The 13,486-nt window shown below is 66.4% G+C and carries 11 protein-coding genes and 1 tRNA gene; 3 read left to right on the top strand and 9 right to left on the bottom strand.

Annotated elements, in window-relative coordinates:
* From GJG85_RS11685 to GJG85_RS11655, 7 genes are all read right to left on the bottom strand, one after another.
* Positions 1 to 732, bottom strand: coding sequence for an energy transducer TonB (locus tag GJG85_RS11685; RefSeq protein ID WP_050018190.1), 732 nt, complete (start codon positions 730 to 732; stop codon positions 1 to 3).
* A 218-nt stretch (positions 733 to 950) separates the two neighbouring features.
* Positions 951 to 1,187: a (2Fe-2S)-binding protein gene (locus GJG85_RS11680; protein WP_006482749.1), complete on the bottom strand. Its 237-nt coding sequence runs from the start codon at positions 1,185 to 1,187 to the stop codon at positions 951 to 953.
* Between the two features lie 151 nt (positions 1,188 to 1,338).
* Entirely contained in the window at positions 1,339 to 2,196 is an 858-nt protein-coding gene (gene murI, locus GJG85_RS11675) for a glutamate racemase (protein ID WP_089488614.1), read from the bottom strand.
* Between the two features lie 34 nt (positions 2,197 to 2,230).
* A complete protein-coding gene (gene bfr / locus GJG85_RS11670) occupies positions 2,231 to 2,707 on the bottom strand; it encodes a bacterioferritin (protein WP_043188739.1) in 477 nt (158 codons plus the stop codon).
* Between the two features lie 193 nt (positions 2,708 to 2,900).
* Positions 2,901 to 4,424, bottom strand: coding sequence for a fumarate hydratase (locus GJG85_RS11665; protein WP_050018192.1), 1,524 nt, complete (start codon positions 4,422 to 4,424; stop codon positions 2,901 to 2,903).
* Between the two features lie 43 nt (positions 4,425 to 4,467).
* Positions 4,468 to 5,052: a TIGR00645 family protein gene (locus GJG85_RS11660; protein WP_050018193.1), complete on the bottom strand. Its 585-nt coding sequence runs from the start codon at positions 5,050 to 5,052 to the stop codon at positions 4,468 to 4,470.
* A gap of 112 nt (positions 5,053 to 5,164) precedes the next feature.
* Complete coding sequence (locus GJG85_RS11655; RefSeq protein WP_089488613.1) at positions 5,165 to 6,073, bottom strand: DMT family transporter; 909 nt, start codon at positions 6,071 to 6,073, stop codon at positions 5,165 to 5,167.
* 319 nt (positions 6,074 to 6,392) lie between these two features.
* Between GJG85_RS11655 and acs the strand changes: the two genes are divergently transcribed.
* The 3 genes from acs to GJG85_RS11640 all read left to right on the top strand — a co-directional run bounded on the left by acs (position 6,393) and on the right by GJG85_RS11640 (position 10,824).
* A complete protein-coding gene (gene acs / locus GJG85_RS11650; protein WP_204383331.1) occupies positions 6,393 to 8,375 on the top strand; it encodes an acetate--CoA ligase in 1,983 nt (660 codons plus the stop codon).
* Positions 8,376 to 8,460: 85 nt separating this feature from the next.
* On the top strand, positions 8,461 to 8,805 hold the full coding sequence (locus GJG85_RS11645; protein WP_050018008.1) for a DUF4212 domain-containing protein: 345 nt from the start codon (positions 8,461 to 8,463) through the stop codon (positions 8,803 to 8,805).
* Positions 8,806 to 8,808: 3 nt separating this feature from the next.
* Positions 8,809 to 10,824 carry a sodium:solute symporter family protein gene (locus GJG85_RS11640; RefSeq protein WP_050018007.1) on the top strand — a complete coding sequence of 672 codons (2,016 nt, stop codon included), beginning with the start codon at positions 8,809 to 8,811 and terminating at the stop codon, positions 10,822 to 10,824.
* Between the two features lie 83 nt (positions 10,825 to 10,907).
* Here GJG85_RS11640 and GJG85_RS11635 read toward each other — a convergent pair.
* Positions 10,908 to 10,998, bottom strand: a tRNA-Ser gene (locus tag GJG85_RS11635).
* Positions 10,999 to 11,055: 57 nt separating this feature from the next.
* A complete protein-coding gene (locus tag GJG85_RS11630) occupies positions 11,056 to 13,236 on the bottom strand; it encodes a TonB-dependent siderophore receptor (RefSeq protein ID WP_050018006.1) in 2,181 nt (726 codons plus the stop codon).
* Positions 13,237 to 13,486: the final 250 nt, after the last annotated feature.

Here is a 13,486-nt window from a genome sequence, read left to right as displayed (position 1 = left end):
TTAGTCGGTGAGCCCGAAGCTGTAGGGCTGTGTGCGGGCGGCGCGGATCGCCTGGCCGTTCTCGACGTACGGGCGGCAGGTGGTCGAGCGCATCGCGTCGAGTGCGGCATCGTCGAGGCGCGGATAGCCGCTGCTCTTCTGCAGATCGATGCTTTCGATCTTGCCGGTCACGCCGACGACGAAGTGAACATAGGCGGTGCCCGATTCGCCGCGGCGGCGCGACATCGACGGATAGTCGGGCTTCACGAAGTTGCATTGGAGCGTCGGCACGTTCTTCGGTGCGCTGACCTGCATCGTTTCGCGCGCCGGGCCCGGCGTGGCGGCCGGTGCCGCGGGAGCGGGCGCGGCCGGCGCCGGCGTTGGATCGGCTGCGGGAGCGGGTGTGGGCGATGGGGCCGGCGACGGCGCAAGCGGCTGCGGGGTCGGCTTCGCCGCCTTTTGCACCGGCTTCGGCTCGACCTTCGGCTTTACGCGCGGCACGGGCTTCGGCGGTGCCGGCTGCGGGATCGACTCGGCCGCGACCTGCTGCGCGATCGGCGCGGGCGTGATGAGCTGCGCGGTGATCGTCTGGACCTCGACCGATTTCGGCGGCGGTGCGTTGCGATGGAGCCACGCGGCCGTCAGCATGATCGCGTGTGCGGCAAGCACACCGACCGCGACGACGATCATTCGGGGATTCATACGTGGTGCAGCCGGCATGGCGCCGGCAGGAGCGAGATGCGAAGCCTGCATGTTAGCTTGAAAGAACGACGTCGCACCCGGGGCGCGGCGGGTGAATCGGCATCACTTGCGGAAGATCAGCAGCGAGATGCAAACGGTGGTTACGAATCCGATCAGCAATTCCATCACAGGCTCCTTGGCAGGTAAGCCGTTGGCTCGCGCAGACGGTGGCTTGCTGACGGTCAAGACAAAAAATGCGGCCTGGGCCGCATGCGCACGCTCGGCGCCGCTCAGGCGGCCTTGCGGTCGTAGAACGTGACCGGAATCGGATGCGCATGATGCTCGACACCGCAACGGCTCGCGCAGACGCCTTGCTCGGCCATGAGGTCGCGTACGGACTCCTCGCACTTGCCGCAGCACGTGGCCACGCCGAGCTCGAACTGGAGTTCATCGAAAGAGTTCACGCCCTCGGCGAGGGACGCGCGAATCTTGCGATCCGAAACAGACTTGCACACGCAGACGATCATGATGAGTTGCGATAGCTAACGTTAATGCGAATTATTATCATTAATTTTGCGGAGGTTGACAAGCCTGGGTCCGGCTTTTTTTAAGGTCATCGGACCCTTGAAACGGCGGGGGAAGGCGAAGTCGTCGCGGGAGCGGGCGCACCGGCCCGCGTCAGGCGGTCGCGCAGGCGCGCGCGTTCGGCGACGAAATGGTGACGGATTCGACCGGCGCATCGAGGCCGAGCAGCGTCGACGCGAGCGCGCGCAGTTGCAGGCCGTCGCTCGTCGAGCAGAAGCGCGGCGGCGCGGCATGCGTGCCGGCCGGCGCGCGCAGACTGCGCTCGTCGAGCACCCGCGCGAGCTGGCGCGCGATGGCATCGCTCGTGTCGACGATCGTCAGGCGCTCGCCAACAAGGTTACGAATCGTGTCTGTGAAGAACGGGTAGTGCGTGCAGCCGAGGACCAGCGTATCGGCGCCGTCGTCGAGCATCGGCTGGATGTAACGCTCGAGCAGCGCGCGCAATGCGGGCGAGTTCGTGTCGCCGCGTTCGATCGCTTCGACGAGCCCGTGGCCGGGCTGGCAGATGAAGCGGCGGCCGGCGCCGTAGCGGTCGAGCAGTGCCTGGAAGCGCGGGCTGTTCAGCGTCGATTGCGTCGCAAGGACGCCCGCGACGCCGGTCGTGGACAGCGCGGCGGCCGGCTTGATGCCCGGCTCGACGCCGACGAGCGGGATCGACAGGCGTTCGCGGATGGCCGCGATCGCCCGTGCCGTGGCCGTGTTGCACGCGATGACGAGCGCTTTCGCGCCTTCGCGGGCGAGCCACTCGCCGATCGCCAGCGTGCGTTCCGTGATGAATGCCTCGTCGCGCGGGCCATACGGCGCGTGGTGCGAGTCGGCGACGTAGACGAACGATTCGCCGGGCAGGTGCGCGCGCGCGGCGCGCAGCACCGACAGGCCGCCGAGCCCCGAGTCGAAGATGCCGACAGGGGCGGTGGCGCGCGGCGCGGGTGCGGCGGACGGGTTCGTCATCGTCGGGTGGGCGGCAGGCTGGCGGGCGGTGCGATTACTCGGCCGAACCCATCATCGTTTGCTGATAGTTCTGCAGGCCGACCTTGCCGATCAGGTCGATCTGCGTTTCGAGCCAGTCGATGTGCTCTTCGGTGTCGTCGAGGATCTTTTCGAAGATCTCGCGCGACACGTAGTCGCGAACCGATTCGCAGTAGGCGATCGCTTCCTTGCAGGTGGACTGCGAGATCTGCTCGAGCTTCAGGTCGCACTTCAGGATCTCTTCGGTTTCCTCGCCGACGAGCAGCTTGTGCAGGTCCTGCAGGTTCGGCAGGCCGTCGAGCATGAACACGCGCTCGATCAGCCAGTCGGCGTGTTTCATTTCGCCGATCGACTCATCGTATTCGTGCTTGCCGAGCTTCTCGAGGCCCCAGTGCTTGTACATGCGCGCATGCAGGAAGTACTGGTTGATCGCCGTGAGTTCGTTCTTCAGTTGGGCGTTCAGATATTCGATGACTTTCTTGTCGCCTTGCATGGCTATTCCTTGTTCAGTGGGGCTTCAGAAACCGAACGATAATCGCTCGAACGAGAAAAGCCAAGCCTCGAAGCCTTGTCGGGCCTGCCTTTCGCGTGTAATGAGAATCAGCCTCGAACGACCGGCCGAACACAATAATGAGAATGAGAAGTAAAAAGGCCGGACGTCCGTCCGGCCTTTCGTTCGATCGCGCTTAAGCGGTGGCGACCGGGATCTTGCCGATCTTCGCTTGCCACTCCTTCGGACCGGTCTGGTGCACCGACGTGCCCGACGAATCGACAGCAACTGTTACAGGCATGTCCTGCACGTCGAACTCGTAGATCGCTTCCATGCCGAGGTCTTCGAACGCGAGCACCTTCGCGCCGCGGATCGCCTTCGACACGAGGTAGGCCGCCCCGCCGACCGCCATCAGGTAGGCTGCCTTGTGCTTCTTGATCGCGTCGATCGCGACCGGGCCGCGCTCGGCCTTGCCGACCATCGAGATCAGACCCGTCTGAGCGAGCATCGTCTCGGTGAACTTGTCCATGCGCGTGGCCGTCGTCGGGCCGGCCGGACCGACCACTTCGTCGCGCACCGGATCGACCGGGCCGACGTAGTAGATCACGCGGTTCGTGAAATCGACCGGCAGCTGCTCGCCCTTCGCGAGCATGTCGGCGATGCGCTTGTGCGCGGCGTCGCGGCCGGTGAGCATCTTGCCGGACAGCAGCAGCGTCTGGCCCGGCGTCCAGCTCGCGACTTCTTCCGGCGTCAGCGTGTTCAGGTCGACGCGCTTGCTGGTTTCCGTGTTCGGCTCCCACTGCACCTTCGGCCAGGCATCGAGCGACGGCGCTTCAAGCTTGGCCGGGCCCGAACCGTCGAGCACGAAGTGCGCGTGGCGCGTGGCCGCGCAGTTCGGGATCAGCGCGACCGGCTTCGAGGCCGCGTGCGTCGGCGCCGCCATGATCTTCACGTCGAGCACGGTCGCGAGGCCGCCGAGGCCCTGCGCGCCGATGCCGAGCGCGTTGACCTTCTCGTGCAGTTCCACGCGCAGTTCCTCGACCCAGTCCTTCGGGCCGCGCGCGATGATTTCCTGGATGTCGATCGGCTCCATCAGCGATTCCTTCGCCATCAGCATCGCCTTCTCGGCGGTGCCGCCGATGCCGATCCCGAGCATGCCCGGCGGGCACCAGCCGGCACCCATCGTCGGGACCGTCTTCAGCACCCAGTCGACGATCGAGTCGGACGGGTTCAGCATCACGAACTTCGACTTGTTTTCCGAGCCGCCGCCCTTGGCCGCGACCTGCACGTCGACCTTGTCGCCCGGCACGATCTCGTAGTGGATCACGGCCGGCGTGTTGTCCTTCGTGTTCTTGCGGGCACCTTCCGGCGGATTGACGATCGACGCGCGCAGCACGTTGTCCGGGTGCGTGTAACCGCGGCGCACGCCTTCGTTGATCATGTCGGTGAGGCCCATCGTCGCGCCGTCCCAGCGCACGTCCATGCCGACCTTCACGAAGATCGTCACGATGCCGGTGTCCTGGCAGATCGGGCGCTTACCTTCCGCGCACATGCGGCTGTTCGTGAGGATCTGCGCAATCGCGTCCTTCGCCGCCGGGCTCTCTTCCAGCTCGTACGCGCGGCCGAGGGCCTGGATGTAGTCGAGCGGGTGGTAGTAGCTGATGTACTGCAGCGAATCCGCGATGCTCTGGATCAGGTCTTCCTGTTTGATGACGGTCATGGCTGAGACTCTGTGGGGACAGTGGGAATGGTTTGCCGACGGTTCAGGCCGCCGGTCGGGACGCCGCGGGCGCATGCGCCTCGTGGAAATGGGCCGGGTGCGTATGCGTCGTCAGGCGGTCGACCCACGCCATCACGAGCGCCGACACGAGGAACGACACGTGGATGAGCACCTGCCACATGATCGCGTGCGTCGTGTGCTGGTCGGGGTTGATGAAGGTCTTCAGCAGGTGGATCGACGAAATGCTGATCAGCGCCATCGACAGCTTGACCTTCAGCACGCCCGCGTTCACGTGGTCGAGCCATTCGGGCTCGTCGGGGTGGCCCTCGATGCCGAGCCGCGACACGAACGTTTCATACCCGCCGACGATCACCATGATCAGCAGGTTCGAGATCATCACCACGTCGATCAGGCCGAGCACGGCGAGCATCACGCTGATTTCGTCGAGGCCCGCCGCATGCGACAGCAGGTGCCAGACTTCCTTCAGGAACAGGAACACATAGACGGCCTGCGCGACGATCAGGCCGAGGTAAAGCGGCACCTGGAGCCAGCGGCTCATGAAAATCAGCGCGGGAAGGGGGCGAAGCGGGCGACGGCCAGGATGGCCGGGCGAATGCGGGGCGGACATGTCGGGGTACGGGCGCGGTGCGCAGGTATCGGGGATGATCTTGAAAAGGCGCGCTATTGTAACGCGTCGGCCGGCGCGGTTGCAGCGACGCGCCGGCACTGCCGGGGACGGATCAGGAAGCGGCGGCCGGCACGCGTTTCACGCGCAGGCTCGCGAGCACGATGCCGGCGACGACGCACGCGAGCGCGATGCCATGCGCAAGCGTCGGGCGCTCGCCGAGGAACGCGATGCCGTACGCGGCCGCGGCGATCGGCAGCACCGCGCTGAACACGCCGGCGAGGCTGCCCGGCACGTGCCGGATACCCTTCATCCACAACCAGAACGAGAAGATGCTGGCCGACAGCCCGTACCAGACGACGAGCGCCCAGGTGCCGGCGGGCACGCTCGCGTAATCGAAGTGCCACAGCGCGGTTGCGCCGAGCGGCAGCATCAGGAACAGGCCGAACAGGTGCGTGTACGCGCAGATGTCGATCGGCGCGAGCGTCTGCGTGAGCCGGCGCGACAGGATCACGTAGATCGATTCGCAGCACACCGCGCCGAGGATCAGCAGGTTGCCGGTCAGCGAGCCGGACGCGTCGCCCTGCGCGCCGTGACCGGCCGCGCCGCCGTTGGCGAGGTTGATCGTCACGACGCCGATGATCGCGAGCGCGATCGACACGAGCGCACGGCCGTTCGGTTTTTCACGCATGATCAGCCACGCGAACAGCGCGACGATCGCCGGGATCGTGCTCGTGATGACGCCCGCGGCCACCGCGCTCGTGCGCTGCACGCCGTTGAGCATCAGCAGCGTGAACATGAAGGTGCCGAAGAAGGCCTGCAGGAACAGGTTCAGCCATTCGCCGCGCTTGACCGCGCGCATCTTCACGGGGCTGAACAGCGGCCACAGCACGGCGATCGCGATCACGAAGCGCAGCGTGGCGAGGATGGCGACGGGGACGAATGCAACGATGGATTTACCGATACCGACGTTGCTGCCGACGAACAGCATCGACAGGATGAGGAAGAGGGCGTAGCGATTCAAGCTGGAATCCGGAAGGCGAGTTCAGTTAGGATTGTAGGGTCGCGGTTGTAACAGCGTAAAGCCGACCTCGATGCGGCGCCGCCCGGCGCACGAAACGGCCATGCCGCGTAAGTGACGGGTAAGTTGGAGCGCTTATCGTGGAAACTGCCGGGCCGCGGGTCACGTTCATGTGAGGTGGTGCGGTGCAGCATCGTGCGCAGGCTTCGCGGCCGCGTGCGGGTGGTGGGAGACAGCGGCGCGCAGGCGCCGGCCAAGACGACGCGCGGCGCACACGATCGCGCCGCCATGCAGAGGATTCATGTTCACCAAGGGGTTGTCGATGTCTGCGATTGAATCGGTTCTTCACGAAACCCGTCAGTTCGCGCCGCCCGCGGCGCTCGAGCAGACGGCGACCATTTCCGGCATGCCGGCCTATCGCGCGCTCGTCGCCGAGGCCGAGCAGGATTACGAAGGCTTCTGGGCGCGTCTCGCGCGCGAGGGCCTCACGTGGCACAAGCCGTTCACGACCGTGCTCGACGAGCGCAACGCGCCGTTCTACAAGTGGTTCGACGACGGCGAGCTGAACGCGTCGTACAACTGCCTCGACCGCCACGTCGAAGCCGGCCACGGCGAACGCGTCGCGGTGATCTTCGAGGCCGACGACGGCACCGTCACCCGCGTCACCTATGCGGATCTCCTCGCGCGCGTGTCGCGCTTCGCGAATGCGCTGAAGCAACGCGGCATCGGCAAGGGCGATCGGGTCGTCATCTATATTCCGATGTCGATCGAAGGCATCGTCGCGATGCAGGCCTGCGCGCGCATCGGCGCGACCCACTCGGTCGTGTTCGGCGGCTTCTCCGCGAAATCGCTGAACGAGCGGCTCGTCGACGTCGGCGCGGTCGCGCTGATCACCGCCGACGAGCAGGCGCGCGGCGGCAAGACGCTGCCGCTCAAGAGCATCGCCGACGAGGCGATCGCGATGGGCGGCTGCGAAGCGGTCAAGAGCGTGATCGTCTATCGCCGCACCGGCGGCCAGATCGACTGGCATGCGGATCGCGACCTGTGGATGCACGAGCTGACCGACGGCGAGTCCGACCGCTGCGAACCGACCTGGGTCGGCGCCGAGCATCCGCTGTTCATCCTGTACACGTCGGGCTCGACCGGCAAGCCCAAGGGCGTGCAGCACAGCACGGGCGGCTACCTGCTGTGGGCCGCGCAGACGATGAAGTGGACCTTCGACTGGAAACCCGACGACGTGTTCTGGTGCACGGCCGACATCGGCTGGGTCACGGGCCACACGTACATCACGTACGGGCCGCTCGCATGCGGCGGCACGCAGGTCGTGTTCGAGGGCGTGCCGACGTATCCGGACGCCGGCCGCTTCTGGAAGATGATCGACGATCACAAGGTCACCGTGTTCTACACCGCGCCGACCGCGATCCGTTCGCTGATCAAGGCGGCCGAGGCCGACGACAAGGTGCATCCGAAGAGTTACGACCTGTCGAGCCTGCGCATCATCGGCACGGTCGGCGAGCCGATCAATCCGGAAGCGTGGATGTGGTACCACAAGCACGTCGGCCACGAGCGCTGCCCGATCGTCGACACGTGGTGGCAGACCGAAACCGGCGGCCACATGATCACGCCGCTGCCGGGCGCGACGCCGACCGTGCCGGGTTCGTGCACGCTGCCGCTGCCGGGCATCATGGCCGCGGTGGTCGACGAGACGGGCCAGGACGTGCCGAACGGGCAAGGCGGGATTCTCGTCGTCAAGCGGCCGTGGCCCGCGATGATCCGCACGATCTGGGGCGATCCCGAGCGTTTCAAGAAGAGCTATTACCCGGAAGAGCTCGGCGGCACGCTCTATCTGGCCGGCGACGGCACCGTGCGCGACAAGGAGACCGGCTACTTCACGATCATGGGCCGGATCGACGACGTGCTGAACGTGTCGGGCCACCGGCTCGGCACGATGGAGATCGAGTCGGCGCTGGTATCGCATGAACTGGTTGCCGAGGCGGCGGTGGTCGGCCGTCCGGACGATACGACGGGCGAGGCGGTCGTGGCGTTCGTCGTGCTGAAGCGTTCGCGCCCGGAAGGCGACGAAGCGGCGGCGCTCGCGAAGACGCTGCGCGACTGGGTCGGCAAGCAGATCGGGCCGATCGCGAAGCCGAAGGACATCCGCTTCGGCGACAACCTGCCGAAGACGCGCTCGGGCAAGATCATGCGGCGCCTGCTGCGCTCGCTCGCGAAGGGCGAGGCGATCACGCAGGATACGTCCACGCTCGAGAATCCGGCCATCCTCGAGCAGCTCACCGAAGTGCGCTGAACGCCTGCCGGTTGCGCGTCACGCGCGTGAGCCCCTGCGCGGCAATCCCGATTGCCCGCGCAGGGGCTTTTTGCTACATAACGGCATGACCGTTCCGACCCGTTCGGCGCCTGCCGCGCCACCTCCGGTTCCCGTACCGCTCGCGCGTGCGCATGCGCGCTATTGGCGCTTCAACGTCGCACTGATCGCGGTGCTGATGGTGATCGGCTTCGCGGTGTCGTTCATCGTGCCGTTCTTCGGGCCCGCACTCGCCGGCGTGCGCTTCGCCGGCTTCAGCTTGCCGTTCTATGTCGGCGCGCAGGGCGCGATTCTCGTGTACCTCGTGCTGATCGTCGTCTACATCGGGTTGATGCAACGTGCGGACCGCACGCTGCGCCGCGCGTACGACGAGCATGCGGCGCGCGCCGGCCATGCGAACGGCGGGCGCTGATTCATGCTGACGCGTCGACTGATACGCGCATACGCGCTCTACACGCTCGGATTTCTCGGCTTCGTGCTGCTGATGTGGCGGATCGAGCGCGCGACGGGCTCGGGCGTGTGGATCGGCTACGTGTTCCTGTTCGTGCCGATCGCCGTGTATGCGGTGATCGGGTTGTTGTCGCGCACGTCCGATCTCGTCGAGTACTACGTGGCGGGGCGGCGCGTGCCGTCCGCGTTCAACGGGATGGCGACGGCGGCCGACTGGCTGTCGGCCGCGTCGTTCATCGGCCTGGCCGGCTCGCTCTACGCGACCGGTTACGACGCGCTCGCGTACGTGATGGGCTGGACGGGCGGGTTCTGCCTCGTCGCGTTTCTGCTCGCGCCCTATGTGCGCAAGCTCGCGCGCTACACGATTCCGGATTTTCTCGGCACGCGCTTTTCGAGCACGGCCGTGCGCGCGCTCGCGGCCGGCGCGGCGATCCTGTGTTCGTTCGTGTACCTCGTTGCGCAGATCCAGGGGATCGGCCTGATCGCGACGCGCTTCATCGGCGTCGATTTCGCGATCGGCATCTTCTGCGGGCTCGCGGGCATTCTCGTGTGCTCGTTTCTCGGCGGGATGCGCGCGGTCACGTGGACCCAGGTCGCGCAGTACATCATCCTGATCAGCGCGATCCTGATCCCGGTGTCGCTGATCGCGATGAAGAACGGGCTCGGTCCGGTGCCGCAGTTCAATTACGGCAAGCTGATGGAGCGCGTCGCGGCGCGCGAGGCGCAGGTGCGCGACGCGCGCGACGAGCAGCAGGTGCGCGATGCATACCGCCGGCAGGCCACGGCTATCCAGACGCGGCTCGACCGGTTGCCGGCGTCCTATGCGGATGCGCGCCGGCATCTCGTCGACCAGCTTGCGGATCTGCGGCGCCATAACGGGCCGCTGCGCGAGATCAGCCGGCGCGAGCGCGAGTTGGCCGATTTTCCGCGCGATCCGGCGGCGGCGCGCGTGGCGTGGACGCAGGCGCGTGACGACCTGCTGGCGCGTGCCGAACCGCCCGTGCCGATGCACGAGCCGTTTCCGGCCGCGAGCGAGGACGAACGCAAGCCGCGCGAGCGGAACTTCCTCGCGCTGCTGCTGTGCCTGTCGCTCGGCACCGCGAGCCTGCCGCACATCCTGACGCGCTACAACACGACCACGTCGGTCGCGTCGGCGCGGCGGTCGGTCGGCTGGACGCTGTTCTTCATCGCGCTGTTCTACCTGAGCGTGCCGGTGCTCGCGGTGCTGATCAAGTACGAGATCCTCGCGAATCTCGTCGGGCGACCGTTCGCCGAATTGCCGGCCTGGATCACGCAGTGGCATCACTTCGAACCCGACCTGATCAGCGTCGTCGAGGTGATTCGCGACGGTATCGTGCACTGGTCGGAAATCCAGATGCAGCCGGACATGGTCGTGCTGGCCGCGCCGGAGATCGCGGGGCTGCCGTATGTCGTGTCGGGGCTGATCGCGGCCGGTGCGCTGGCCGCGGCGCTGTCGACTGCGGACGGGTTGTTGCTGACGATCGCGAACGCGCTGTCGCACGATGTCTATTACTGCATGGTCGCGCCCGATGCGTCGAGCCAGCGGCGCGTGACGATCTCGAAGGTGCTGCTGCTGGGGGTGGCGCTGTTCGCGTCGTATGTCGCGTCGCTCAATACCGGGAAAATTCTGTTTCTCGTCGGGGCGGCATTTTCGCTGGCGGCGTCGAGCTTCTTTCCGGCGCTGGTGCTGGGCGTGTTCTGGAAGCGCACGACGACGCGTGGCGCGATTGCCGGGATGGTGACGGGGTTGGCGGTGTGCGTGTATTACATCGTGTCGACTTATCCGTTCTTCACGCAGCTGACGGGGTTCGCCGGGCGTACGTGGTTCGGGATCGAGCCGATCAGCTCAGGCGTGTTCGGTGTGCCGGCGGGGTTCGCGGTGGCGATCGTGGTGAGTTTGTGTGACAAGCGGCCGGATGAGTATACGCGGGCGTTGGTGGATTACATTCGGCATCCGTGAGGGGGGCCGATGAGGCATCGCGTGTCGACGCCCAAATGAAAAGCCCCCTGATTTCTCGGGAAATCAGGGGGCTTCATGGATTCTGGCGGAGAGAGGGGGATTCGAACCCCCGATAGGCGATTAACCTATACACGCTTTCCAGGCGTGCGACTTAAACCACTCATCCATCTCTCCGGAAGACCGAGAGTATAGCAAACTCTGGCGGCAGCCCGCCACTCCCTTCGGCGTTCGTCAGAAATCCGTCGTCATCGACAGCCACACCGAGCGCGGATCGCCCTGCGTCAGGTATCCGCCGATCGTCGACGACCAGTACGACTTGTTCGCGACGTTGCGAACGGTCGCGCGGAACGTCGTCTTCTTGCCGAACACCTCCGTCGCGTAACGGGCGCCGAGGTCGACGCGGTCCCACGCGTGGATCGACATCGTGTTCGCGACGTCCAGGTACTGCGGCCCGGTGTGGATCCAGCGCGCGGTCAGCGTAAGCCCGTTCAGCATCGGTACGTCGTATTCGGCGCCCGCGTTGAGCAGGAACGACGGCACGCCGATCGGCCGGTGGCCGTCGTTCGCGCCGCCCGCCGTGTCCTGCAGCGTCGCGTTGAGGTACGTCGCGCCCGCGATCAGCCGCACGCCTTTCCACGGTTCGCCGTACACGGCCGTCTCGATGCCGCGGTGGCGCTGGGTGCCGTCGGCGCCGAACAGGTTCGTCGCCGGATCGGTGTACGCCATCGGCTTCTCGATCTGGAACAGCGCGAGCGACGCGCCGACCTTGTCGGTGTCGTACCGGATGCCGGCTTCATATTGCTTCGAGCGGTACGGCGACAGCGCCTGGCCAGCGTTGCGTGCGGTGTTCGGTGCGATCTCGCCCTGGGCGAGCGCTTCGCTGCGGTTCGCGAAGATCGACACGTTGCGCCACGGCTTCACGACGAGACCGAATACCGGCGTCGTGATCGCGTCGCTGTAGACGCCCGTGACCGCGCCCGTGTAGCTGAAATTGTCGACCGAAATCGACTGGCGGCGTGCGCCGATCGTGAACAGCACACGATCGTCGAGGAAGCCGAGCGTATCGGACACCGCGACGCTGCGCAGCCAGCTCTTCGTGACCGTGCCCGGATCGTTCATGTCGCCGCCTGCGTAGGCCGTCGGCGGGAACGCGACCGGCGCCGGATCGTAGAGCGTCGTCGGAAACGCGTTCGACAGCGTGTACGCGGACTGGCTGTCGACGCGGATGAACGACGCGCCGGCCGTCACGAAGTGCGACACGGGGCCGGTCGTGAAGCGGCCGCGCACGCCGGCTTCGGCCGACTGCGCATCTTCCTTGTGCGGCACGCTCAGGCGCGAGCCGGTCGTGCCGGACGACGAGTAGGTCGGCGTGTAGTAGTCGCCGTGCTCGTTCGTATGGCGCGCGCCGGCCGATACGTAGGCCGTCCACGCGGGCAGGAAGTCGTACTCGGCGCGCACGATGCCGACCGTGTCCTCGAGTTCGCTGAAGCTCCACGGCTGCGCATAGTTGTGCGTCGCGGACGGCACGGCGGGCAACTGATTGCCGCTGACCAGCACGATCGGGCGGCCGTTGTCGATCCGCTGCCGCTGATACAGGAAGTCCCCTGACAGGCGCAGCCTGTCGCCGCGCCAGTCGAGCGACACCGCCGTCACGTTGCCGCGGCGGCGCTCGTCGTCGACGGCCGTGTCGCCGCCGCTGATCGACTGGTTCACGCGTACGCCGAACTGGCCTTCGCTGCCGAAGCGGCGGCCGATGTCGACATGCGTGCCGAGCGAACCGGACGTGGCGCCGTCGACGGTGACGCGCGTGAGCGGCTTGTCGTCCGCGCGCTTCAGTTGGAGGTTCACGCCGCCGCCGACTGCCGAGCCGTTCGGCGATGCCCCGTTCAGGAAGGCATTCGCGCCCTTGAACACGTCGACGCGCTCGACCGCATCGGTTTGGACGAGCTGCCGCGGCGTGACGCCGTACAGGCCGTTGAGCGACACGTCGTCGCCGGCGAGCGCGAACCCGCGGATGACGAACACCTGCGAGAAGTTGCCGTAGCCGGATGCGCTGCGCACGGCCGGATCGTTGTCGAGCACGTCGGCGAGCGTGCGCGCCTGCTGGTCCTCGATCAGTTTCGACGTGTAGGTGGTCATGCTGAACGGCACGTCGCTCGCCTTTTGCTGGCCGAGCACGCCGAAATCCGCGCCGCGCGCGACCTGGCCGCCGGCGTAGGTCGGCGCGAGATCGCCCGGCAGCGGCTCGGCCGCGCCGGTCACGTTGATCGACGGCAGCACGGCGCCATCGGGCGCGGTGTTGGCGGCGGAAGTCGCTTGCTGAGCGTGTGCGGCGGCCGGGAAGGCGCAGGCGAGCGCAATGCCGAAGGCAATCGGCGTGAGACGCCGGGCGGGTAACGAAAATGTCGACATGGGACGCAAATCGGTGTGGTCGATGATCCGTCCCAGGGCGGCAAGTCGGAATCCGGGCGGCGTGACGCGTCCGTACTGTCGCGGACGTGCTTTTATCGAGCGGCGGAGTCTAACGTAAACGAGAATCATTGTCGTTTACGGAGGAATCAGTCCACTATTTGAGATAACCGCGGGCCGTTCACCGGCGACGGCGCACAACCGCCGAGCGGGCGTCGGGACGAACATGCGATCATGCGAAGTCCGCATTCGT

The sequence above is a fragment of the Burkholderia sp. MS389 genome (assembly GCF_016899425.1).
GTDB classification, from domain to species: Bacteria; Pseudomonadota; Gammaproteobacteria; order Burkholderiales; family Burkholderiaceae; genus Burkholderia; species Burkholderia sola.
The sequence above is the reverse complement of the archived record's forward strand: the minus strand, read 5'-3'. Positions and strand labels throughout refer to the sequence as shown.

Coding starts and splice junctions, on each gene's coding strand:
- GJG85_RS11645 (WP_050018008.1), top strand. CDS start 8,461: ATGACCGTTCCGACCCGTTCGGCGCCTGCCGCGCCACCTCCGGTTCCC.
- GJG85_RS11630 (WP_050018006.1), bottom strand. CDS start 13,236: ATGTCGACATTTTCGTTACCCGCCCGGCGTCTCACGCCGATTGCCTTC.
- GJG85_RS11640 (WP_050018007.1), top strand. CDS start 8,809: ATGCTGACGCGTCGACTGATACGCGCATACGCGCTCTACACGCTCGGA.
- GJG85_RS11680 (WP_006482749.1), bottom strand. CDS start 1,187: ATGATCGTCTGCGTGTGCAAGTCTGTTTCGGATCGCAAGATTCGCGCG.
- GJG85_RS11685 (WP_050018190.1), bottom strand. CDS start 732: ATGCAGGCTTCGCATCTCGCTCCTGCCGGCGCCATGCCGGCTGCACCA.
- GJG85_RS11665 (WP_050018192.1), bottom strand. CDS start 4,424: ATGACCGTCATCAAACAGGAAGACCTGATCCAGAGCATCGCGGATTCG.
- bfr (WP_043188739.1), bottom strand. CDS start 2,707: ATGCAAGGCGACAAGAAAGTCATCGAATATCTGAACGCCCAACTGAAG.
- acs (WP_204383331.1), top strand. CDS start 6,393: ATGTCTGCGATTGAATCGGTTCTTCACGAAACCCGTCAGTTCGCGCCG.
- GJG85_RS11660 (WP_050018193.1), bottom strand. CDS start 5,052: ATGTCCGCCCCGCATTCGCCCGGCCATCCTGGCCGTCGCCCGCTTCGC.
- murI (WP_089488614.1), bottom strand. CDS start 2,196: ATGACGAACCCGTCCGCCGCACCCGCGCCGCGCGCCACCGCCCCTGTC.